At 60.9% G+C, this 21763-nt stretch carries 21 protein-coding genes; 10 read left to right on the top strand and 11 right to left on the bottom strand.

What is annotated here, in order from left to right; all coding sequences use genetic code 11:
• The first annotated feature begins 242 nt into the window (after positions 1–242).
• Positions 243–659 carry a hemerythrin domain-containing protein gene (locus NKI25_RS27290; RefSeq protein ID WP_352706550.1) on the top strand — a complete coding sequence of 139 codons (417 nt, stop codon included), beginning with the start codon at positions 243–245 and terminating at the stop codon, positions 657–659.
• Here the strand turns inward: NKI25_RS27290 and NKI25_RS27285 are convergent.
• Positions 656–1384 (bottom strand): Crp/Fnr family transcriptional regulator, encoded by a 729-nt coding sequence (locus NKI25_RS27285; RefSeq protein WP_352593968.1) that lies wholly within the window; start codon positions 1382–1384, stop codon positions 656–658. The two genes, NKI25_RS27290 and NKI25_RS27285, sit on opposite strands and share 4 nt — an antisense overlap.
• 155 nt (positions 1385–1539) lie before the next feature.
• Here NKI25_RS27285 and hemN point away from each other — a divergent pair, with 155 nt between their 5' ends.
• Positions 1540–2889 carry an oxygen-independent coproporphyrinogen III oxidase gene (gene hemN, locus NKI25_RS27280; protein ID WP_352999904.1) on the top strand — a complete coding sequence of 450 codons (1350 nt, stop codon included), beginning with the start codon at positions 1540–1542 and terminating at the stop codon, positions 2887–2889.
• A gap of 12 nt (positions 2890–2901) precedes the next feature.
• Here hemN and NKI25_RS27275 read toward each other — a convergent pair whose 3' ends face one another.
• The 6 genes from NKI25_RS27275 to NKI25_RS27250 form a co-directional block, all read right to left on the bottom strand.
• The gene (locus NKI25_RS27275) at positions 2902–3333 is read right to left on the bottom strand and encodes a potassium channel family protein (RefSeq protein ID WP_352593970.1); all 432 of its coding nucleotides are present in this window, start codon (positions 3331–3333) and stop codon (positions 2902–2904) included.
• Positions 3334–3395: 62 nt separating this feature from the next.
• On the bottom strand, positions 3396–3728 hold the full coding sequence (locus tag NKI25_RS27270) for a DUF779 domain-containing protein (RefSeq protein WP_352455633.1): 333 nt from the start codon (positions 3726–3728) through the stop codon (positions 3396–3398).
• A gap of 69 nt (positions 3729–3797) precedes the next feature.
• The gene (adh, locus tag NKI25_RS27265) at positions 3798–5315 is read right to left on the bottom strand and encodes an aldehyde dehydrogenase (protein WP_352593971.1); all 1518 of its coding nucleotides are present in this window, start codon (positions 5313–5315) and stop codon (positions 3798–3800) included.
• 145 nt (positions 5316–5460) lie between these two features.
• Positions 5461–6429, bottom strand: a complete 969-nt coding sequence (locus NKI25_RS27260) for a helix-turn-helix domain-containing protein (RefSeq protein WP_352786772.1) — start codon at positions 6427–6429, stop codon at positions 5461–5463.
• A gap of 444 nt (positions 6430–6873) precedes the next feature.
• The gene (locus NKI25_RS27255; RefSeq protein ID WP_352999901.1) at positions 6874–7053 is read right to left on the bottom strand and encodes a YdhR family protein; all 180 of its coding nucleotides are present in this window, start codon (positions 7051–7053) and stop codon (positions 6874–6876) included.
• A 66-nt stretch (positions 7054–7119) separates the two neighbouring features.
• Positions 7120–7998 (bottom strand): GNAT family N-acetyltransferase, encoded by an 879-nt coding sequence (locus tag NKI25_RS27250; protein WP_352999899.1) that lies wholly within the window; start codon positions 7996–7998, stop codon positions 7120–7122.
• Positions 7999–8240: 242 nt separating this feature from the next.
• Between NKI25_RS27250 and argE the strand changes: the two genes are divergently transcribed.
• From argE to NKI25_RS27225, 5 genes are all read left to right on the top strand, one after another.
• Positions 8241–9365 (top strand): acetylornithine deacetylase, encoded by a 1125-nt coding sequence (gene argE / locus NKI25_RS27245; protein WP_352706469.1) that lies wholly within the window; start codon positions 8241–8243, stop codon positions 9363–9365.
• Positions 9366–9381: 16 nt separating this feature from the next.
• Positions 9382–10305 (top strand): 2-hydroxyacid dehydrogenase, encoded by a 924-nt coding sequence (locus NKI25_RS27240; RefSeq protein ID WP_352999897.1) that lies wholly within the window; start codon positions 9382–9384, stop codon positions 10303–10305.
• 14 nt (positions 10306–10319) lie between these two features.
• A complete protein-coding gene (locus NKI25_RS27235; RefSeq protein ID WP_023678793.1) occupies positions 10320–10676 on the top strand; it encodes a cupin domain-containing protein in 357 nt (118 codons plus the stop codon).
• A gap of 171 nt (positions 10677–10847) precedes the next feature.
• Positions 10848–11891 carry a tartrate dehydrogenase gene (locus NKI25_RS27230; RefSeq protein WP_352841782.1) on the top strand — a complete coding sequence of 348 codons (1044 nt, stop codon included), beginning with the start codon at positions 10848–10850 and terminating at the stop codon, positions 11889–11891.
• Between the two features lie 18 nt (positions 11892–11909).
• Positions 11910–13385, top strand: a complete 1476-nt coding sequence (locus NKI25_RS27225) for an NAD-dependent succinate-semialdehyde dehydrogenase (protein WP_352593977.1) — start codon at positions 11910–11912, stop codon at positions 13383–13385.
• A gap of 154 nt (positions 13386–13539) precedes the next feature.
• On the opposite strand, the gene NKI25_RS27220 is transcribed toward NKI25_RS27225, so the two are convergent.
• The gene (locus NKI25_RS27220) at positions 13540–14229 is read right to left on the bottom strand and encodes a haloacid dehalogenase type II (protein ID WP_352593978.1); all 690 of its coding nucleotides are present in this window, start codon (positions 14227–14229) and stop codon (positions 13540–13542) included.
• Between the two features lie 429 nt (positions 14230–14658).
• On the opposite strand from NKI25_RS27220, the gene NKI25_RS27215 reads away from it, so the two are divergent.
• Positions 14659–16035 carry an aspartate aminotransferase family protein gene (locus NKI25_RS27215; protein WP_352638017.1) on the top strand — a complete coding sequence of 459 codons (1377 nt, stop codon included), beginning with the start codon at positions 14659–14661 and terminating at the stop codon, positions 16033–16035.
• A gap of 305 nt (positions 16036–16340) precedes the next feature.
• On the opposite strand, the gene NKI25_RS27210 is transcribed toward NKI25_RS27215, so the two are convergent.
• From NKI25_RS27210 to NKI25_RS27200, 3 genes are all read right to left on the bottom strand, one after another.
• Positions 16341–16817, bottom strand: a complete 477-nt coding sequence (locus NKI25_RS27210) for an Lrp/AsnC family transcriptional regulator (RefSeq protein ID WP_023678802.1) — start codon at positions 16815–16817, stop codon at positions 16341–16343.
• A gap of 10 nt (positions 16818–16827) precedes the next feature.
• Entirely contained in the window at positions 16828–17901 is a 1074-nt protein-coding gene (locus NKI25_RS27205; protein WP_352593981.1) for a tartrate dehydrogenase, read from the bottom strand.
• A gap of 84 nt (positions 17902–17985) precedes the next feature.
• The gene (locus tag NKI25_RS27200; protein ID WP_352786751.1) at positions 17986–19311 is read right to left on the bottom strand and encodes an NAD(P)/FAD-dependent oxidoreductase; all 1326 of its coding nucleotides are present in this window, start codon (positions 19309–19311) and stop codon (positions 17986–17988) included.
• Between the two features lie 156 nt (positions 19312–19467).
• Between NKI25_RS27200 and NKI25_RS27195 the strand changes: the two genes are divergently transcribed.
• The gene (locus NKI25_RS27195) at positions 19468–19671 is read left to right on the top strand and encodes a hypothetical protein (RefSeq protein ID WP_352622923.1); all 204 of its coding nucleotides are present in this window, start codon (positions 19468–19470) and stop codon (positions 19669–19671) included.
• Between the two features lie 416 nt (positions 19672–20087).
• Complete coding sequence (locus NKI25_RS27190) at positions 20088–21752, top strand: ABC transporter ATP-binding protein (protein ID WP_352622922.1); 1665 nt, start codon at positions 20088–20090, stop codon at positions 21750–21752.
• The last annotated feature ends 11 nt before the right edge of the window (positions 21753–21763 follow it).

Raw genomic sequence — 21763 nt, 5'->3', positions numbered from 1 at the left:
CGACCTCGGATTGGGATGCGCGGATACCAATCCGCTTGACACCAATTCAGCAGTCGCGTCGTCGCTGCCTTGATCCATGTCAAAGCCATTTGCTTTTGGATTGGGCAGCTTCGAACTCGCAAACGATCAGGAGGCTTTCATTGGACGGGGAGAACGAGCGGAAATCGTCGCTGTTTGAAGCCCGCCGCGAGATTTCCATGCCGGTCGCACGGTTCGATCGAGAGTTCCTCCCTGGCGCTGTGATGAAACGTGCCCATGGGGAAAAGCTGCGGCTTTGTGACGCCTTGGAAAAGATCGCCGATACGTTGCCGGCCGCAGATCGCCTGAAGTGTATTGGCGTGGCCAACGCGATCGTTCCGCTGTTGCGCAACATTCACCAATACGAGGAGACGGTTATCTTTCCGGCCTACGAGGCTGCTTTGACTGGCAGCGATTCCAACCTTGCTTCAACTCGTCGATTGCGCGCAGAACACGTCGAGGACGAATGCTTCGCCGGCGAGGTGACTGAAATCCTGCTGGCGATCGGCCATGGCGAGACAGTCGAGAATGCCGAGGCTGTCGGCTTCATGCTGCGCGGCTTATTCGAAAGCTTGCGCCGGCATATCGCCTTCGAACGCGAGCACGTCTTGCCGATGATCGGGGTCGTCGATGCCGGTTAGGCGCCGGAGCGTCGCTGCAGCCGGCTCATGTTCTCCACAGTCATGTGCCGGTTGTTGTCGATCCGGATTACGCTGTCTGTTCTCAGCCTGGTCAGTTGGCGGCTGACCGTCTCGATCGTCAAGCCGAGAAAATCGGCGATGTCGGCGCGCGTCAGCGGCAGGTCAAAGCTTGTCGACTGGGCCGCCGGGTCAAGCGTGGGATCGATATTCCTGGCGATCATCAGGAGAAAGCTCGCCACCTTTTCCGCAGCACTCTTGCGCCCCAGCGTCACCATCCAGTCTCGTGCTTCGTCTAGTTCATTGAGCGTCTGCTTGAAGAGACGGTGCTCGAGCTGTGGCGATTCCTTCATCATGCGTTCGATGGCGGCTTTTGGAAAGGAACACAGGGAAACGGTCGTTGCGGCTTCGGCGTTGATCGCGCTCTCCACCTTGAAGGGCCTGCCCAGGAAATCGGGGGCAAACTGGAGGCCGACAATCTGCTGGCGTCCGTCCGACAGGCTCTTTGTGAGCTTCACCACGCCGGAAAGTACGTTCGAATAACGGTCGACGGTCTGGGTGTCACCAATCAGTTCTGCGCCCGGTTCAACGGTGTGCTTCGATGAGGTCTTGGCGAGGCCCACCAGTTGATCGGGATCGAGCGCGCCGCAGACGCCATGGTGGCGCGCTTCGCATGATCGGCAAAGCACTGGAATGCCGGTGCTGTGAATATCCTGACGCACTGTCATCATGGTCGTCCGAGGACCCAAAGTGCCGGCAAGATAGCATCGGCGGCAGGAAAATCCTTGCGGCAGTTTGTCCACCGCGGACTTTGACCGAAATCAAGGCTACCGGCCAGTAATGTGGGCAACGTCGGGCCATGCAAAGTGGAGCGGATAGAGACGTGCGGCCAGAATTAGTTGCCAGACTTGGTGAGAACGTGCCGCGCTATACGAGCTACCCGACAGCGCCGCATTTCAATGCAAGCGTCGATGCTGCCGTTTGTCGGGGCTGGCTGCAGGCGCTCGACGAGGGCCACGAGATATCGCTCTATCTGCACATCCCGTACTGCGACAAGCTTTGCTGGTTCTGTGCCTGCCATACCAAGCAGACACGCCACTACGAACCGGTGACCACATATCTTCGCTCACTGCATGCCGAGATCGCCACCGTCGCCGGTCTTGTCGCAGGCAAGGGCCGCGTGCGTGCCGTCCATTTCGGCGGCGGTTCGCCAACGATGCTCAAACCGGAGGATCTGGTGGCGCTGGGAACCGCCCTGCGCAACAGCTTCACCTTTCTTCCCGGCGCCAAGATCAGCGTCGAAATCGAACCCAATGATATGGACGATGCCCGCCTCGACGCACTCGCCGAAATCGGCATGACCCGTGCGAGCCTCGGCGTCCAGGATTTTGACCCGAAGGTGCAAAAGGCAATTAACCGCGAGCAGAGCTTTTTTCAGACCAAAGCGGTAGTCGACGGCGTTCGTTCGCGCGGCGTCGAATCGGTCAATCTGGACCTGCTCTACGGCTTGCCACACCAGACCAGGGAGAGTGTCTCCTCCACCGTCGCGCAGGCACTGACCCTGGAACCGGACCGGATAGCGCTTTTTGGCTACGCCCATGTGCCGTGGTTCAAGAAACATCAGACGATGATCGACGAGGCATGGCTGCCGGGTCCGGCAGAGCGGTTTGCTCAATCGCAACTTGCGGCGCGGGCGATCGTGGACCAGGGATACGAAGCAATCGGGCTCGACCATTTCGCCAAACCGGGCGATGCCCTCGCGCTTGCCGCCCGCGCCGGAACACTGCACCGGAACTTCCAGGGCTATACCGAGGATCGCTGCGAGACCTTGATTGGCCTTGGCCCGTCATCCATCAGCCAGTTTCGCCAGGGCTATGCACAGAACATGCCTTCGACCGCCGAGTATGGACGCATGGTTGCTGATGGCGGGCTGGCCGCTGTTCGGGGTATCGCGCTTTCCGACGACGACCGTGTTCGCGGCTGGATCATCGAGCGATTGATGTGTGACTTCGCCTTCTCGGCGATTGAGCTGGTGGAGCGCTTTGGCGAAGCCGGCCAAAGACTTCTCCTCAAGGCGAGTTCCACGGCTCTTCATGGTCCTGCGCGGCTGCTTGAACTTGATGGTGACCGCTTCGTCGTGCCGGCGGAAAGCCGGCCCTTTGTCAGAAGCATCGCGGCGAAGTTCGACAAATATTTCGAAACCGGTACAGCCAGGCATTCCGTAGCGGTCTGAACGATCGCCCGTTCAGAAATGCTCGCCGGCCTTGAATGGGCCAATGCGGGTGCCGGCCGCGATCAGATAGGCGGTCGACCAGCCAATCAGAAGAAATCCGTTCACGCCCTCTAGAGCCGCGAGGACGCGCCATGCGTGAGCGGGCACAATGTCGCCGTAGCCGACGGTCGAGAAGGTGATGGTGGAAAAGTACAGCGCGGTTTCGAAGTCAGGAAAGATATCGAGCAGCCGGTATAGTCCTGCCCAGAGCCACACCTCTGCGGTCATGATGGCAAAGAGCCCCATCACCACGCTGATCATCGCAACGATGCGGCTGCGGCGCCCGTGCATGCGAAACCGGGCGACCAGGTGACCCATCACATGTGTGACCACGATCAGACCAAAGGTGTGAACCAGGACCGTAAGGCTAATGACGACGGTGCCGATGAGCAGATTGAGGATCATCTTCGGAAGGTAGAGATTGCTGCGGTGCCTTCCTTGCTCGAAATCAAACCGGCAGGTTTCGCCTATGCGGTGCAGATTGTCGACCGGGTCAGGAACCGCTTCTCCCGCCCGTTATCCAGCGAGAACATGCCACCGCGACCCGGCACCACGTCGATGATGAGATCGGTATGTTTCCAAGCCTCGAATTGCGACGCACCGATGTAGAACGGCGCGTCGCCGATGTGGCCGAGCAGCACGTCCTGGTCGCCCACGATGAAGCCGATACGCGGATAGCACATCGGCGAAGAGCCGTCGCAGCAGCCGCCGGATTGATGAAACAGCACCGGACCGTGCTCGGCGACAATCTCGGCGATCAGTTCAAGGGCTGCCGGTGTCGCTGTGACCTTCGCTCGCATCATGTTTTCCGATTTCCAGCCTTTGGCGCGGCCCCCTCGCGGAGCCGCGCCTGTGGGTCAAAGCGGCGATCAGAAGAAGCCGAGCTTCTTCGGGCTGTAGCTGACCAGCATGTTTTTGGTCTGCTGGTAGTGGTCGAGCATCATCTTGTGCGTCTCGCGGCCGATGCCGGACTGCTTGTAGCCGCCGAAGGCCGCATGCGCGGGATAGGCGTGGTAGCAGTTGGTCCAGACGCGGCCCGCCTGGATCGCGCGGCCGAACCGGTAGGCGCGGTTGCTGTCGCGTGTCCAGATACCGGCGCCGAGGCCGTAGAGCGTATCGTTGGCTATGCTGAGCGCTTCGTCGTCGTCCTTGAAGGTCGTGACCGAGACCACCGGTCCGAAGATCTCTTCCTGGAAGATGCGCATCTTGTTGTGGCCCTTGAACACCGTCGGCTTCACGTAGTAGCCGCCGGCGAGATCGCCGGGCAGGACGTTGCGCTCGCCACCGGTCAGCAACTCGGCGCCTTCCTGGCGGCCGATGTCGATGTAGGCCAGGATCTTTTCCAACTGCTCGGATGATGCCTGGGCACCGATCATCGTTGCCGGGTCGAGCGGATCGCCCTGCACGATCGCCTCGACACGCTTCAGCGCACGTTCCATGAACCTGTCGTAGATCGATTCATGAATGAGCGCGCGGCTCGGGCAGGTGCAGACTTCGCCCTGATTCAGCGCGAACATGACGAAGCCTTCGATCGCCTTGTCGAAGAAATCGTCGTCTTCGGCGACAACGTCCTTGAAGAAGATGTTGGGCGACTTGCCGCCCAGTTCCAGGGTGACGGGGATCAGGTTCTGGCTGGCATACTGCATGATCAGCCGGCCGGTCGTGGTTTCTCCGGTGAAGGCGATTTTGGCAATGCGCGGCGACGACGCGAGCGGCTTACCGGCTTCGAGGCCGAAGCCGTTGACAATGTTGAGCACACCCGGCGGCAGCAGATCGCCGATAAGATCGGCCCACAGCAAGATGGCAGCCGGCGTCTGCTCGGCAGGCTTCAGCACGACGCAGTTTCCGGCGGCAAGCGCGGGAGCAAGCTTCCAGCAGGCCATCAGCAGCGGGAAGTTCCACGGGATGATCTGGCCAACCACCCCGAGCGGCTCATGGAAATGATAGGCAACGGTATCGTCGTCGATCTGCGAAAGGCTGCCTTCCTGGCCACGCAAGGCACCGGCGAAATAGCGGAAATGGTCGATGGCTAGAGGCAGGTCGGCGGCGGTCGTTTCGCGGATCGGCTTGCCGTTGTCCCAGGTTTCGGCAGATGCGAGGAGATCGAGGTTTTCCTCCATGCGATCGGCGATGCGATTGAGGATGAGTGAGCGCTCGGCCACGCTCCTGCGCCCCCAGGCGTCCTTGGCGGCATGGGCAGCGTCTAAAGCCGCCTCGATGTCCTGGGCATCCGAGCGACCCACCTCGCAGAGCAACTGACCATTCACCGGCGAGAAGTTTTCGAAATAACGGCCCGAACGCGGCTCGGCCCATTTGCCACCGATGAAATTGCCGTAGCGCTTGTCGAAGGGCGCCTTGACCGGGCGTGAGAATTCTACCTTGTTCATGTGTCTTCCTCCGCAAAGCTGGCGCCGCGGAATGCGACGCTTCGGGAAGACACTTGCGATCTCCCACCGCTATTGCCAATGCGCCGGGGACAGTGGGCGGGCGGGTGTGTCGCAGAATTGCGACAGTCACGCGACGTTTCAAAAGTCAGTGGGACCTGTGGACGTCCAGGCGGTTGAGTTTGCGGTGAAGCGTGGCGCGACTGATGCCGAGCGCATGGGCCGCGGCCGAGACATTTCCGTCTGCCCGCGCCAGCGCCCGCTGCAGAACGCCGCGCTCCGCCTCGGCGAGGACTTCGGGGCGGCTCTCGGCCCAACCGAGCAGATCGGCCGCAGGCATCGGCTTGTCGAGACACTGTTGCGTAATTCCAAGCGCCAGGCGAGCCGAACGGGTCGCGCCGACCACAAGGTCGTCCGCATCAACCGCGATCAACGCGCCGGAACCCTTGTCGGGCACCGGCGCCAGCAGAATGCGCGCCTTGGGGAATGCCATTTTGAAGTTCTCGGCCTCGATCCGACGCGCCGCGTCGACGACGGCCATGGAAATAAGCTTGGAGAAGACCTCGGTCAGATCAGCCCGGCAGGAAGACACGTCAAGGGCAGCCGCAAGGTCTCCACGGTGATCATAAATCGGAGCCGTGGTGCAGCTCAGCCCGGTGTTGCGCGTGTGAAAATGCTGATCACGGTGGATCGTCAGGACGCGCTGTTCCACCAGACAGGTGCCGATACCGTTGGTGCCCTCGCTCTCCTCGTTCCAGACGGACCCTGTCCATAACCCCCAGGAACGAAACGTCTCGTCGTCCACAGGCGCGCCGCGCCGTTCGACCGGCACGCCGTCGCGATCGGCGAGCAGGACGCAGCATCCAACGCCGCCCACCGCAAGATAGAGCCGGTCCAGGCTTGATTGAGCAACCCGGACGAGCGGCCCGATGCGTTGCCGGGCCTCTCCCAATTCCGCCTCTGTCAGATAGCGTGGGGGGCTGCAATCGGCCGGATCGAGCCGGTGCAGACTGGAAGACCGTCGCCAGGAAGCGACCAGCGCGGACTTCGCCGCCGCGTCCGAAGCGATCGCGGCCTGAACGCGGTCGGCGTGATGACCGGATAGATCCTCACCCATGCTTGTCCTCCCAGAACCCCAGCTCTCTTCCTGTCGGCTACTAAACCACGGCTGCTTCAAGGCAAGCTAACGCTGGTGTCCTGCCAAGTTCCGCTTTCGATCACCGCACTGTCAATTCGACAGAAGAACCAGACATCCGCTATGTTTTCCTGTCAGTCAGTGACGTTGGCCAATGGGTAGTCGTCCTCGCCTGTGCCCCCCACACACTCTCTCTCTCTCTCTCTCTCTCTCTCTCTCTTCCAGGCAACTGTTCGGCTGATCCCCGCAAGCCTACCGGTATGAACTGGGCATTCATTGATCCATAGCAAAGACGGCTGACCATAATCAGCTGCGGGATCGTGCGGAACAATACGGGAAGCTTTCTGATTGGCCTCCAAAACCCAACAAATCAACGCTTTCGGCACATCCTCCGGGCCCACCAAATTATTACATATCAATATCGGCTCATCGTCCACGGGTGGCCATCGACAGCCGTTCGTTGACAGCGTACGAGCGAACGCCGATGTCGGCGATACCGAAACAGTTCAGGTGCGCGGAATGTTTCTCGGTATACGCTTGCGCGTGCTCGACGCTGTCGAACAAATAGACCCGCCCGCGACATCTCGATCGGGCGTCTCGGTCCACACTTCCAGATCAGCCCGGGCTCATTGATTCTCTGACGGCTGGTTGAAGGCGACAGTATGCTTGCATTCAGCTCAAGGCGTGGCCGGCCAATCCATAGACCCAAGGCCCATTGTCTTGCCGGTTCAGGAAGCGGCGCCCTTTGGACATGGTCGTAACGGTCTCGGCAATGCCGAGGCCGCTCTGCTGGAGAAACGCGGCAAACACGCCATCCTTCTCGCGGGTGTCGACGCGGGCGAATCGTCCTGCCAGTTCCTTCAGATGCAGGGCTGTAAGATGGACCGCGTCGAGATCGTTTCGCGCGACCATGGGGCCGATCACGTGACCACGACCGAACTCGCGACACATGGAATAGCCGACGATTTCGCCGCCGCGGCTCAAAGTGCAGATTGAGGCATCCACTGCGAGCAACGCGAGCAGCCTCTCGCGGTTTATCCCTAACGCGCGCGCATCCAGCGGCGTGATGTCCTTAAGCCTGTCGCTCGACAGCGCCTGCAATTCACCGTTCAAGGCCGGCATAGCCGGGAGTGTTTGTGGGACCTCCCCCTGGCGCTGATATACGATCGCCTCGGTCGTGAAGCCGAGTGAAACGTAGAGGGGGTAGGCAGCATGGGTCGCGTTGAGCGCCAAATTGCGATCGCCGCACTGCTCAAGGACTAGGTCCATGAGCCATCGGCCACCTCCTTGCGCTTGTGTGCGTGGCGTTGTGATCACCAGGCCAATGGTGGCAAAGTCGTCCCCGTGGGGAAACCACATCGCGCTCCCGAAAACGCGTCCAATACCATCAACGGCAACAATGCCGCGTCCGGCACGGCGCAGAAAGTCCCAATCCTTCGGCCGGTGAGGCCAGCGGACTGAGATCGACAGCGCGTGCAGCAGCTTGACGTCGACATCATCAATGTCCCGCGCGACCAGTTCGAAGGATTTCAGGCGTACTGATCTCTGCATCTCAATCGATCCGCTCCTTCAACGAATGCGCAAGGCACGCGGTGTTGATCCTGTCATCGATCGCCATGTCGCGACATACCTCTTTTGCCGCAGCATTATACGGGAAAGCCAGCAGGTTTCGCTGGTTCGAGGTGCTTTTTCGCAATCTTCGGCCAAAGCACGACGCAATTTGGCAGGGAACACTGCTGCCTGCGGATAGGCTGGTTGCACCCGGTGATAGTGTGCAAGCAGAGCGGACCGCCATGAACGTGGAAGAAATCCTCGCGACCCTGGTTGCATTTCCCTCTGTTGTGGGCACGCCAAACGGCGCGATCGTCGATTGGATCCGCGACTACTGTCAGGCGGCCCGAGCCGAGGTGACGGTCCTCCCCGGCCCCGAGGGTGACCGGTCCAACCTTTTCCTCACGATCGGCCCGCGCCAGGGTCGGGGCTACATCATATCCGGGCATATGGATGTCGTCCCGGCCAGCGAGCCGGAATGGAGCTCGGACCCCTTCGTTCTGCGCCGCGAGGGCGGCAGGCTTTACGGCCGCGGCACCTCCGACATGAAGGGCTTCCTCGCCTGCGCATTGGCGGCGCTCCCAGGACTTGCGGCGATGAACCTGCGGCAGCCAGTTCATCTCGCATTCTCATATGACGAAGAGGCTGGGTGCCGTGGTGTGCCGCATCTCCTAGCCGCGTTGCCGAGCTTATGCGAGAGGCCGCTTGGCGCGATTGTCGGCGAGCCGAGCCGGATGCAGCCCGTGCGCGCGCACAAGGGGAAGGCTGCCGCGCGGCTCGAGGTGATCGGGCGATCCGGCCATTCCTCACGCCCCGATCTCGGACTCAACGCCGTGCACGCCATGGCCGGCGTCATCGCGCACGCCGTGGCCTACGGCCAATCCCTCGCCGACGGGCCGCTCGATCAAAATTTCGAGCCCCCGTATTCTTCCTTGCAGGTGGGCGTCATCGCCGGTGGACAGGCGGTCAACATCATCGCTGGCCACTGCACAGCCGATATCGAGGCGCGCGCCGTGCCCGGCGTTTCTCCAGCCTCCCTGCTTGAGCCGGTCAAGGCCCGGCTTTTCGCTCTGCGAGACAGCGGCTTCGATGTGGCGTGGCATGAGTTGAGCACCTATCCCGCCCTTGCGCCCGGCAACGGGAGCGAGCTAGCGGCCGTTCTGACGGAGCTGACGGGGCAGGAGCCGCTGACAGCTGTGAGTTACGGCACGGAGGCCGGACTTTATCAGCAGGCCGGCATCGATGCGGTCGTTTGCGGACCCGGCGACATCGACCGTGCCCATCGTCCCGACGAATATATCGAGATTGGTGAACTCGCCGCTTGCCGGAAGATGATCGAGGGGCTCGGCGCGCGTCTTGCGGCCTGAAGGAAGGGCGGTCACCATGGCGTTTCTTTTCAATTCCGATGCGGCGCGTGCTGCGGTCTTCCGCGAGATCTTTGCGCGCCAGCTCCCAGATCTGGAATTCGTCCATTCCGGGGACGAGATGGAGCCGGAGAAGGTGCGCTATCTCATCACCTGGACGGTGCCGGACGAGATCTCGCGCTACCGCAATCTGGAAGTGCTGTTTTGCATCGGCGCGGGCGTCGACCAGTTCAAGCCGGACGTGGTGCCAAGCCATGTGAAGCTTGTGCGCATGGTCGAGGACGGCATCATACGCATGATGCAGGAATACGTCGCGCTCGGCGTGTTGACTCTCCACCGCGAGATGCCCGCCTATCTCGAGCAGCAGAAAAGATGCCTCTGGCAACCGATTGCCGCTCGACAGGCGGCCGAACGCCGGGTTGGCTTCCTCGGCCTTGGCATGCTGGCCCAGGCGGCTATCGAGCGCTTGAAGCCCTTCCAGTTTCCGCTTGCCGGGTGGGGCCGCAGCGAAAAGCGGATAGAGGACGTCGCCTGTTTTCACGGCACGGACCAACTCGCGGGCTTTTTGAAGCAAACGGATATTCTCGTCTGCCTGCTTCCGCTCACGGAACAAACGCACGGCATGCTCGATGCAGAGTTCTTCGACTTACTGCCCGTCGGGGCGCAGCTGCTGCATGTCGGCAGGGGTCCGCAACTGGACCAGGCCGCGCTGATCAACGCGCTCGACACCGGTCACGTATTTGCGGCGATGCTTGATGTCACCGATCCAGAACCGCTCCCGGAAGACCATCCGCTGTGGTCGCATCCGAAGGTGATGATAACGCCGCACATCGCCTCGGTGACGCAACCGCATACGGCGGCACAATCCGTCGTTGACAACATCCGGCGCCACCGCGCCGGAGAAGAACTGATCGGCCTCGTCGATCGGACACTCGGCTACTAACCAGGAAACATCAAATGTCACTTCTGATCACGATCGACACAGTTCCAGACTTCGCGCCGAAGGAGGCACTACCGGCTCCGGAGCGGCTCATTTCCGGTAATCCATCCTTCAAGACCTGGGCGCAGGATGCCTCGAAGGGAGAAAAGGTGCTCACCGGTGTCTGGGAGGCGACGCCCGGCGAGACGCATTCGATCAAGGGCACGATCTACGAGTTCTGCCACATCGTTTCGGGTCTCGTCGAAATCGAGGAGAAGGGGGGTGAGACCAAGACCTACCGCGCCGGCGACAGTTTCGTGATGAAGCCTGGTTTCGTCGGCGTCTGGCGCACTATCGAGACCGTGCGCAAAATCTACGTCTGCGTTTATGACTGAGTTCAGTGCTCAAGGTCCGGCCGAATAGCGCGCGGCGGTTCCAGAACAATCGGCTTTCCAGGTTCCGCCTGACGCGATTCGACGCCGTCGGAGAGCTCAACCTCGACGGAAAATGCGGCGGGCGGTCGACTACTGTTCCGGTGACGCCAGTGCGAATGAGGACCTCCATCAATGAAGACCTACAAGATAGCGCTGATCCCCGGCGACGGCATCGGCAAGGACGTGACGCAGGCGGCATGGCAGGTGCTGCAGGCGGCGGCTAAGCAGGGCGGTTTCGCCCTTGATGACACAAGATTCCCGTGGTCGTGCGCCTACTACCTGGAGACGGGTGCAATGATGCCGTCAGACGGCATCGAGACACTTCGAAAATTCGATGCGATCTATCTCGGCGCTGTGGGCTGGTCCGCGGAAGTGCCCGACTCAGTATCGCTTCACGGACTGCTCCTGCCGATCCGGAAAGGGTTCACGCAGTACGCCAACATACGACCGCACCGGCTGTTGCCGGGCGTTCAGGGGCCCCTCCGCTCCGATGGTTTCGATATCCTGTGCATCCGCGAGAATACGGAAGGCGAATATTCCGGCGCCGGTGGGCGCGTTCATTCCGGCACGGCCGATGAGGTCGCGGTAGAGACCGCGATTTTCACGCGTACGGGTGTCGAACGGATCATCCGTTTCGGTTTCGAACAGGCGCGGGCGCGTCGCAGGAAGCTCGCATCTGTCACCAAATCCAACGCGCAAAAACACTCCATGGTTTTCTGGGATGAGGTCACGCGCGAGGTGGCGAAAGACTATGCCGATGTGGAGGTCTCGCACTACCACATCGACGCCATTGCCGCCCGTATGGTCCTGGCGCCGGAAAGCCTCGACGTAATCGTCGCATCGAACCTTTTCGGCGACATCCTCACGGATATTGGAGCGGCCATTCAGGGCGGGCTGGGTTACGCCGCCTCCGCCAATATCAATCCCGATCGCAGCGCGCCTTCCATGTTCGAGCCGGTCCATGGTTCGGCGCCCGACATCGCGCATCTCGGTGTCGCCAATCCGATCGCCGCGATCTGGTCCGGTGCGATGATGCTCGAGCATCTGGGTGAGGGGCAGACTGCGGCCGAAGTGATGTCGGCAATCGAGTCCGCAACCGCGCGAGGGATTGGCACGATCGCAGGCAAGGACAGGACTGAAACAATCACGCAGGCCGTGCTGGCAGGATTGATCTGAAAAAGCAGAGGAAAGACCATGAATGCGATGACGAAGATTGGCATGTTCAACGATTCCGACCTTTTCCGCCAGCAGGCGCTGATTGGCGGTGTCTGGCGGGATGGCGAAACGAAGGGCGTGGTCGATGTCATTGACCCTGCCAGCCAAAGTGTTCTCGGCACCGTTCCCGCAATGGGGGAGAACGAGACGAGAGCCGCAATCGGCGCCGCGGCTGAGGCCTTCAAAAGCTGGAAGAAGAAGACCCATGCCGAGCGTGCAGGACTTCTGGAGCGCTGGCACGACCTCATTCGTCAGCACGAACAGGATCTCGCGCTCCTGCTTACGCTGGAACAGGGCAAGCCGCTTGCCGAGGCGGTGGATGAAATCCGCTACGGCGCATCTTTTGTGAAATGGTTTGCGGAGGAGGCGCGCCGGATCGGTGGCTCGACCATTCCGTCACCCACGGCCGATCGCCGCATTCTGGTGCTGAAAGAACCTGTCGGCGTCTGCGCCATCATCACGCCGTGGAATTTTCCCAACGCGATGATCGCACGCAAAGTGGCACCGGCGCTGGCCGCAGGTTGTACGGTTGTCATCAAGCCGTCGGAATTTACGCCATTCTCGGCGCTGGCGCTCGGCGTTCTGGCGGAACGGGCAGGTATCCCTGCCGGCGTGATCAATATTGTAACCGGCATGCCCATCGAAATCGGCAACGAACTGATGGCCAACGAGACGGTGCGCAAGATCTCGTTCACCGGTTCGACCCGCGTCGGTGCGCTACTCATGCGTGGCGCGGCCGATAGCATCAAGCGGCTGAGCCTGGAGCTTGGCGGCAACGCACCCTTTATCGTCTTTGACGACGCCGATCTGGATAAGGCAGTTGAAGGGGTGATCGCATCCAAGTTCCGCAATGGCGGTCAAACCTGCGTCTGCGCGAACCGGATTCTCGTGCAGGAAGGCGTTTACGATGCTTTCGCCGAAAAGCTGAGCCAGCGCGTCACGCGGATGAAGGTTGGCGCAGGGACCGACGAGGGCACTGAGATCGGCCCGATGATCAACGCGGCCGCGATCGACAAGATCGAGCGTCACATCGCGGATGCACGGGCGAAAGGTGCGCAGATCATCGCCCAAAGCGAGACGATGCCGGAGGGTAAGCAATATGCACGGCCCGTCGTGCTGGGAGAAGCTACTACGGGGATGCTCCTGGCATCGGAAGAGACGTTCGGTCCGGTGGCGCCGCTTTTTCGCTTCGAGACGGAGGAAGAGGCCATCGCCATTGCGAACGGTACGCCGTTCGGCCTTGCCGCCTACTTCTACACCGACAACCTCAAGCGCTCATGGCGTGTTGCCGAGGCGCTGGAGTTCGGTATGGTCGGGCTCAACACAGGCATGATCTCGACCGAGGTTGCGCCTTTCGGCGGTGTCAAGCAGTCGGGAGTGGGGCGCGAAGGATCGCAGCTCGGCATCGAGGAATATCTCGAGGTCAAGGCGCTTCATGTTGGCGGGCTTAACTAGTTATCTTGCACGCAGGTGGAAACACTTGCAGCCCTAAAGCGTTGGAACCACAAGAAAGGGGCGGTGAAAACCGCCCCTTTCTCTATTGCGACCAGTGAGCATTAACGTTTTGGGAGCGCCTCAGTCTGGTGTGACTGCGCCAGCAAACAGACGTTCAGGCGAATTCCCGAACGGGCTCCAGTCCGACGGCGCCGGCCAGACCGCCGATATCCTTGATTTCGGTATATTCGTAGAAGGGGTTCGCAGGCTCGTGGCCGCGGTTCACCCAGACCTTGCTCTTGATACCGAGATCATAGGCGGTCATGAGATCGTAGCGAAATGAGGACGACACGTGCGTAATGTCCTCCGGGCCGCAGCCTAGTTTGTCGAACATATATTCGAAGCCCTTCATCTGCGGCTTGTAGGCGCCCGTCTCTTCGGCCGTGATGACCATGTGAAAGGGCGCGCCGAGTTTCTCCACGTTCGACATGATCAGGCTCTTCATGGAGTTCGACAGGATCACCAGCGGAATCTCCTTGGCCACCTTGGCCAGGCCCACCGGGACATCCGGGTGCGGACCCCATGTCGGCACTTCCGCATAGATGCGCTGGGCATCCTCGGGCCGGAATGCGACGCCGTTGCGCTTGCAGGTCCGTTCCACGGCACTGTGCACGACCTCGACATAGGGCTTCCAGGCGCCAAGGACCTCATCGAGGCGACAGGCCGAGAAATCCTTGATGAACTGCGCCATCCCAGCTGGGGAGAGCTGCGCGCCGTATATGCGTCTCGCCGCGCCGGCCATGTCGAAGTTGGTCAGCGTGCCATAGCAGTCGAAGGTGATGTATTTCGGTCTGAACTGGGTCATGGGCGTCGATCCTTCCGATCCTGTCGGCACTGCGTGCCTTTTACAGCAAGGATCATAATGAGGACCGGAGAAGGCTAGTCGCCGCATTCGATGCGCCCTGAAGCAGATTGTTTTGTATTGGGTGAGAGCTTTGGCAGAGAGTTGCGCCTGAGTTCGTTTCGGGCTTCGGCGGGAGCGCGATCCTTCAGCCGTGCGTCGGCATAAAATGCGGCGCCGGCGGCAAAGCAAAGTCAAAACGCCTATCGCTCAGGTTCTGGTCGGGAAGAACTGCTGTCCGCAGCAGCCTATCTTGGGCCTAGAGAATTCAGGCCCGGAATGAACCATGACCGCGCAGCAGATCACGCTGGAAAACGAGCTGAAGGACGAAACCACACCACACCGGACTTAATGCTCTCGTAAGTCAGGCACTGCGCTGAATCGGAGGAAGAAATGCTGGCAAACTCACTGATCGAACTCGATCGCGCACATCTGGTTCACCCGTTTTCATGCTATCGGGGCCACGAGGACACGGGCGTGCGGGTGCTCAAATCCGCCAAAGGCGCAACCGTGACCGATGCAAGCGGGAAAACCCTGCTGGACGGATTCGCCGGTCTATGGTGTGTCAACATCGGATACGGCCAGGAAAGCGTCGTTGAAGCAGCCGCAAAGCAGCTAAGAGAGCTTCCCTATGCGACGGGATATTTCGGGCTGGGATCCGAGCCTGCCATTCGCCTTGCCGCCAGGCTTGCCGAACTGGCGCCCGGCGATTTGAACCATGTCTATTTCACGCTTGGCGGCTCCGACGCAGTCGACAGTACGATCCGCTTTATTCGCTATTACTACCATGCCAAGGGTACGCCGCAAAAAGACCAGTTCATCTCGGTTGAGTATGGCTACCATGGATCCTCGACGGCAGGGTCAGGTCTGACAGCGATCGCGGCTTTCCATGCTGGTTTCGGTGTGCCATACGACTGGCAGCACAAGATTCCCTCGCACTACGCCTATCGCAATCCGGTCGGTTCTGACCCGCAGTCGATCATCGATGCATCGGTCGCGGCCCTGCGGGCCAAAATCGCGGAACTCGGCGCCGGCCGGGTTGCAGCTTTCTACGCCGAACCCATCCAGGGTTCGGGCGGTGTCCTCGTTCCACCGACAGGTTGGCTGAAGGCTCTGCACGCCGTGTGCAAGGAACACGACATTCTGTTCGTTGCCGACGAAGTTATCACTGCCTTTGGCCGTACCGGCCCGCTCTTCGCGTGTGAGGAAGACGACGTCGTGCCGGATTTCATAACCACAGCGAAGGGACTGACCTCGGGCTACGTGCCGATGGGCGCCGTCTTCATGTCGGACCACGTGTACAATACGATCGCGGACGGAGCCGGCAAAGCGGCCGTCGGCCATGGCTATACTTATTCGGCCCATCCCGTGAGCGCGGCAGTTGGGCTCGAATGCCTGCGTCTCTATGAAGATGGCTTGCTCGAGAATGGGCGCAAGGCCGGGAAGCGCCTGATGCAAGGCCTTCGCTCGCTCGCCGACCACCCGCTGGTTGGCGACATCCGCGGTCGCGGTATGCTGGCAGCAATCGAGTTGGTCACCGACAAGGAGCGCAAAACGCCGCTGCCGGCGGCGGCCGATCCGGGGCGCCGCATCTTCGAGCGCGCGTGGGCGAACGGCCTTGTCATCCGCGCCTTCAACAGCGGCATCCTCGGCTTTGCGCCGCCGCTCTGCTGCACCGAGGACGATATTGATGGAATCCTCGAACGTACCCGAATGACGCTGGATCAAACGCTCGAAGACAAGGACGTGCGGTCAGCGATGCAGGGATGATCATTGGCATCGCCGAAGCGACCTCGGTCAATGCGGTAGACGCCTAATGCATGTCGCGAAAAAGTGTGCAGCGGTTTTGCGATAACGACATGCATCAAAACAAGAACCTAAAGCGCGTCGCATGAGGCCGGTCGAACGCGACGCGCTTTAGCGGCCCCGAAACAAATCCTCAGGTGATGCCGCCGTCTGCCAAGTGCCAAGCATTTGCCGGTATGTGGAATCGCATGCCGTTGCACAAGCGCAGCGAAAACAGCAAGAGGGAATGCTGGCGCGCGGCTCTCCAGGTCCAAGACTGCGGAGCAGCTTCATTTGTCGAAAATGATGTCGAGAGGCAAATGGGATTTCACGATCGGTGACTTCAGCACGACGAAGCTGAAATATTTGTCGATTCCGATATCCAATTCGATCATCCGCTCCATGATTGTCTGGTACTCGCTGATGCCCGCTGTGACAAACTTCACAAGATAGTCGTAGCCGCCTGAAACCAGATGGCATTCGATGACAGAATCGACTTTCTGAATAGCGGTGAGAAATCTCGCGAAGTCGTTCTGTTGATGGTGCTTGAGCGTGACTTCGGTGAAGATCGTTAGAGTCTGTCCGAGCTTGGACACATCGATCTGGGCGGAATAGCCGGTGATGAAGCCTTCCGCCTGAAGCTTCTTCACCCGCATCAGGCAAGGGCTCGGCGAAAGGTTGACCAGGTCGGCAAGCTCGACATTCGTGACCCGCCCGTTCTTTTGCAGTTGGGATAAGATCTTGATGTCGATCCTGTCGAGCTTCATTGGAAACCTGTCACAGGTTCGAACCGCGGATCGCCCGACAGACGGCGTCCGTCACCTCCTGCGTGGTCGCTGTCCCTCCTACGTCCGGCGTCAGCACGCCTTCACTCGTCACCGCTTCCACAGCGCTCATCAACCGCACCGCCGCTGCGCTCTCGCCCAGATGTTCGAGCATCTGGGCAGCGGTCCAGAAGGTGGCGACCGGGTTGGCAATACCTTTGCCGGCGATGTCGAATGCCGAGCCGTGAATTGGCTCGAACATCGAGGGATAGCGCCGCTCGGGATCAATGTTGGCGGTCGGTGCAACGCCGAGACTGCCCGCGAGCGCGCCTGCAAGGTCCGACAATATGTCGGCGTGAAGATTGGTGGCGACGATCGTATCGAGGCTCCGAGGTTTCAACGTCATACGCACTGTCATAGCATCGACTAGCATCTTGTCCCACGCGACGTCCGGGAATTCCTGCGCCACCTCGGCTGCGATTTCGTCCCACATTACCATGCCGTGGCGCTGCGCGTTGGATTTCGTAACAACTGTCAGGAGCTTTCGCGGCCGTGACTGCGCCAGCCGGAATGCATATCGCATGATGCGGGTGACGCCGACGCGCGTGAAGATCGCGACCTCGGTTCCGACTTCCTCGGGGAGTCCGCGATGGGCGCGGCCGCCGTGGCCCGAATACTCGCCCTCGGAATTCTCCCGTACGATCACCCAATCCAGATCGCCAGGGCCAACGCCCGCCAGCGGCGAAACAATCCCGGGCAATATCCTGGTCGGCCGCACGTTGGCGTACTGATCAAAGCCTTGGCAGATCGGCAGCCGGAGGCCCCAGAGCGTGATGTCGTCAGGCAGATCGGGGGCGCCCACCGCGCCAAAGAAGATGGCGTCGAAGCGCTTCAGTTGCGCCACCCCATCTTCGGGCATCATCCGACCATGGACCTTGTAATAGTCTGAGCCCCAGTCGAAGTGCTGGAGGCGCAGCTTGAAGTCGCCGCAGCGCTGCTGCAGCGCCTCAAGCGCCTGGAGACCTGCGGCAATCACCTCTGGGCCGATCCCGTCGGCCGGAATGGCGGCAATCTCATATTCGCGCATCGTCACTTCCCTGTTTTTTGGTGCTGGCCGCCTGGTGACCTCAATCTCGTGTGCGATCGATTGTATGTTGGCAAGACGGTCTTCTCAGAATTCAGCGACCTTGCCCCACGCAGCAGTCTTCAGGCGCTCGGGCCTATAAGGACGCGGATCGACGATAGGCTCGCTGCCTGTAATGATGTCGGTGATCATATGCCCCGCGCCTGGGCCGATCCCGAAGCCGTGACCGCTGAATCCCGCCGCCAGGATGAAGCCCGGAATCCCCTCCACTTCGCCGACTGCGGGAATGCCATCGGGTGTACTGTCGATATAACCCGCCCACACATCGGAGATCGCGACGCGTTGGAGTTCGGGGATCAATTCGCAGGCTCTTCGATATGTCAGCCGAATCTGTCCCATGTCGGGCTTCGGGTCGAGAATGCGGTTCCGTTCCATTGGCGTGATCTCGTCGAGGGCCCATTTGCGCAGGCTTTCATGGCCTTGACGCCAGCCCTCTAAGGCGCCCGGGGCGATATTGCGCCAGCGGCGGGCGAACATAGGTACAAACTCGCGGCTGAACCTGAACTGCTGCGGCGTTGGATCGACACGCGCCCGCCCGCTGATCGCCAGCGCGTATCCACCGTTGCTGCGCCGCGTCAGAGAGACGCGCGTGGTATGCAGGGCATCCGTCAGGCTGTTTGCGCCGGGTGCCACGGCCAGAATGGACGAACGCACGGCAGCTTGCGGGAAACGAACACCGAGCTGGTTGCAGAAGGAAGAAGCCCACGCGCCCCCGGCCATGACAACAGTCTTTGTATGGATGGTGCCCGCTTCGGTCACCACAGCGCTCACCCGGCCGGCGCTCAATTCCAGCCCGCGCGCCGCGCAATGCTGATGTACGGTGCCGCCCGCCGCCATGATGCCGCGCGCCGCAACCGGCACTGCCTTGGAAGGATCCGCCGTTCCGTCAGTTGGCGAGAACACGCCACCTTTCCATTTGCGGCCCGTCGCTTTGCCCCGTTCGGTGGCTTCTTCCGCGCTCAGCATGTGCGTGGTGATCCCGACCGTTCTCGCAAAATCGCGCCACTTCGCCCAGCCTGCCAGCTCATTTTCGTCTTGTGAGAGATAGAGGAGCCCGCAGCGGCGAAATCCAGTATCCTCACCAGTCTCCTGTGCCACCTTCTCCCAGAGATCGAGGCTCTTGGTTGCCATTGGCAACTCGCGCGCATCGCGGTTCTGCTGGCGGCACCAGCCCCAGTTTCGGCTGGACTGCTCGGCGGCGATACGCCCCTTCTCGACCAGGGCGACCTTGAGGCCGCGGCGCGCCAGATAATATGCGCTGAACACGCCCACCACGCCGCCGCCGATGACGACGACTTCCGCCTCGCGAGGGAGGGAAGGGCTGCAGTCGATGTGCATGAGCGGCGCGGGCATGGATGGGACTCCGGTAATTTGAAGCATCCTAACCTGCCGCCCGCAAATGCAGGCTGCGGAGTTTGTGCCTGGACGGAATTTCCTGCGTTTAGCAGCCTCCAGGACAGGCAATTATTGTGCGAAAAGCTCGCTGCGAGCCAAGCAGGAGTACACTTCATGCAGTCGCGTCATCTGCGGTATGGGCGGCACACGGCGCAGTTGTCGACCTTGATCGGCAGCGCCTTGGCCGACATTGTGATGGGCCGCACGGTCACCAATCCGCTCGGCGGCATGACCTGCACATGTGCCGATGTACACCGGAAAGCCTTGGTCCTATCCCTCTTGGGCGCGTATTGCCGGATGAAGGATATGGTTGCCTGATCCCGGTTTCCGCGCCGAAACGGGAACAGAGTGAAATGCCGAACTGGATGTTCTTTTCAGAAGTTCCTGCCGCGCGAGGGCCAAGTTTCGAAGACTCTGCGGAAACAGAACAGTCAAACTGGCGGGAAGAACGGAGCAACCCTTCCTTATGGTAGGCAGGCTCCAGAGGACATCCGACAGGCAGGGCTTGCCCCTTCGGAGAGTTCTCCAAGAAAAAAGGGAACAGAGTCCGGTACACGGACCGGATTTCATAAGGGAACCGCCAGGATGAGCAGAACCCGTCTCTCGCAGACTCAGCGCGCGAAGCGCCGAGAAGGCCAGACTGCGGCCGCTACGGTGAGGCGCTTCTGCTCAAAGGGCGATGAAGCGGTCCGCAACAGGGTGGACGCGCTCGGTTGAAAGGGGAGGTGATCTCGATGGTCGCAAGCATCCAGGCTGTAGCCCCCCACGATGTGGCGCTTTCGGTGCGCGACCTCACGGTGAATTTGCCGCAAGGCATGGAACGGACCCATGCTGTCAAGGACATTTCCTTCGATCTGAAACGCGGCCAGATACTCTGCATCATAGGCGAGTCCGGATCGGGTAAGTCGGTCACGGCGAACGCGATCATGGGGCTACTGCCCAAGGTGATCCGCCTCTCATCGGGAATAATCCAGCTGGAGGGGATGAACATCATCGGCATGTCGCCCGACAAGCTGCGCAACCTGCGTGGACGGGTCGTGTCGATGATCTTTCAGGACCCGCTCTCGGCGCTCAATCCCCTGATGACGGTGGGCGCGCAGATTGACGAGGTCATGGCCGCGCATGGCTTCGGCACGCCACAAACCTGTCGAAACCGCGCTATCGAGTTGCTCACTGAAGTAGGCCTGCCAGATCCCGAACTCATGTATCACCAGTACCCTTTCCGGCTTTCGGGCGGGCAGCGGCAGCGCGTCATGATCGCCATGGCCCTGGCGCTCGAGCCGACGGTGCTGATTGCGGATGAGCCAACCACCGCGCTCGACGTCACCACCCAGGCTCAGATCCTGCAACTGATCCGTGACATTCAGCAGCGCAAGGGCATGAGCGTTATGTTCATCACCCACGATTTCGGCGTGGTGGCCGAGATCGCCGACAGCGTCGTGGTGATGGAAAAGGGCAATGTCGTCGAACAGGGCAGCGCCGAACAGGTGCTGAAGTCGCCCAAGCACCCTTATACCCAGCGCCTGATTGCAGCCGTACCGCATTTGACCGGCGAAGATCGCCCTCGTCCGGAGGCTGCCAGCAAGGAGCCGATCCTGAAGGTTGAGGGTCTGGTGAAGACCTATCGCGGCGGCAGCGCGCTGTTCGGCGCGCAACGAGTTGTGACAGCGGTCAACGAGGTTTCGTTCGAACTGGCGCCCGGCCGCACGCTTGGGGTCGTAGGCGAGAGCGGTTCGGGGAAATCGTCGCTGGGCCGGCTGCTGATCAAGCTGCTGGACAATGACGGCGGCGGGATCTTGTTCGAGGGCTGTGACATAGCCAAGCTTTCCGAAGCGAAGTTCCGCCCGCTTCGACCGCGGATCCAGATGATCTTCCAGGATCCCTTCGCTTCTCTGAACCCACGCTCGACGGTCGGTCACATCATGACGGTGGGCCCGATGGCGCACGGGATGCCTTATGTCCAAGCGCGCGATGAAGCGCGTGCGCTTCTGGCACATGTCGGTCTCGATGCCGGCGCTTTTGGCCGCTACCCGCACGAGTTCTCGGGTGGGCAACGCCAGCGCATCGGCATCGCTCGTGCGCTGATGTTCAAGCCGAAGCTGTTGATTGCCGACGAGGCGGTCTCCGCACTCGACGTGTCGATCCAGGCGCAGATCCTGCAGCTTCTGGACCAGATCCAGCGCGAGACGGGCGTGTCGATGGTCTTCATCACGCACGACCTGCGCGTCGCCAGCCAGATCTGCGACGAAATCGCGGTGATGCAGAAGGGCCGGATCGTCGAGCGCGGACCGCCCTCGCAAATATTCCTGAACCCGCAAGCAGCCTACACGCGCCAACTGGTAGCGGCAATTCCAGGAGAGCGGCCGGGCAATGCCCGTCCAGTAGCAGCAAACGCATAAGAAATAACAAG

Origin of the sequence: Mesorhizobium sp. M0808 (assembly GCF_040320025.1) — a bacterium.
Lineage (GTDB): Bacteria > Pseudomonadota > Alphaproteobacteria > Rhizobiales > Rhizobiaceae > Mesorhizobium.
Note: the sequence above shows the minus strand (reverse complement) of the source record. Positions and strands in the feature narration are given on the sequence as shown.

Excerpts from the sequence above, each read along its gene's own strand:
- NKI25_RS27235 (WP_023678793.1), top strand. The coding sequence starts at position 10,320 with ATGTCACTTCTGATCACGATCGACACAGTTCCAGACTTCGCGCCGAAG.
- NKI25_RS27205 (WP_352593981.1), bottom strand. The coding sequence starts at position 17,901 with ATGCGCGAATATGAGATTGCCGCCATTCCGGCCGACGGGATCGGCCCA.
- NKI25_RS27190 (WP_352622922.1), top strand. The coding sequence starts at position 20,088 with ATGGTCGCAAGCATCCAGGCTGTAGCCCCCCACGATGTGGCGCTTTCG.
- NKI25_RS27230 (WP_352841782.1), top strand. The coding sequence starts at position 10,848 with ATGAAGACCTACAAGATAGCGCTGATCCCCGGCGACGGCATCGGCAAG.
- NKI25_RS27210 (WP_023678802.1), bottom strand. The coding sequence starts at position 16,817 with ATGAAGCTCGACAGGATCGACATCAAGATCTTATCCCAACTGCAAAAG.
- NKI25_RS27200 (WP_352786751.1), bottom strand. The coding sequence starts at position 19,311 with ATGCCCGCGCCGCTCATGCACATCGACTGCAGCCCTTCCCTCCCTCGC.
- NKI25_RS27250 (WP_352999899.1), bottom strand. The coding sequence starts at position 7,998 with ATGCAGAGATCAGTACGCCTGAAATCCTTCGAACTGGTCGCGCGGGAC.
- NKI25_RS27215 (WP_352638017.1), top strand. The coding sequence starts at position 14,659 with ATGCTGGCAAACTCACTGATCGAACTCGATCGCGCACATCTGGTTCAC.
- NKI25_RS27275 (WP_352593970.1), bottom strand. The coding sequence starts at position 3,333 with ATGATCCTCAATCTGCTCATCGGCACCGTCGTCATTAGCCTTACGGTC.
- NKI25_RS27285 (WP_352593968.1), bottom strand. The coding sequence starts at position 1,384 with ATGACAGTGCGTCAGGATATTCACAGCACCGGCATTCCAGTGCTTTGC.
- NKI25_RS27290 (WP_352706550.1), top strand. The coding sequence starts at position 243 with ATGAAACGTGCCCATGGGGAAAAGCTGCGGCTTTGTGACGCCTTGGAA.
- adh (WP_352593971.1), bottom strand. The coding sequence starts at position 5,315 with ATGAACAAGGTAGAATTCTCACGCCCGGTCAAGGCGCCCTTCGACAAG.
- NKI25_RS27225 (WP_352593977.1), top strand. The coding sequence starts at position 11,910 with ATGAATGCGATGACGAAGATTGGCATGTTCAACGATTCCGACCTTTTC.
- NKI25_RS27240 (WP_352999897.1), top strand. The coding sequence starts at position 9,382 with ATGGCGTTTCTTTTCAATTCCGATGCGGCGCGTGCTGCGGTCTTCCGC.
- NKI25_RS27260 (WP_352786772.1), bottom strand. The coding sequence starts at position 6,429 with ATGGGTGAGGATCTATCCGGTCATCACGCCGACCGCGTTCAGGCCGCG.
- NKI25_RS27220 (WP_352593978.1), bottom strand. The coding sequence starts at position 14,229 with ATGACCCAGTTCAGACCGAAATACATCACCTTCGACTGCTATGGCACG.
- argE (WP_352706469.1), top strand. The coding sequence starts at position 8,241 with ATGAACGTGGAAGAAATCCTCGCGACCCTGGTTGCATTTCCCTCTGTT.
- NKI25_RS27195 (WP_352622923.1), top strand. The coding sequence starts at position 19,468 with ATGCAGTCGCGTCATCTGCGGTATGGGCGGCACACGGCGCAGTTGTCG.
- NKI25_RS27270 (WP_352455633.1), bottom strand. The coding sequence starts at position 3,728 with ATGCGAGCGAAGGTCACAGCGACACCGGCAGCCCTTGAACTGATCGCC.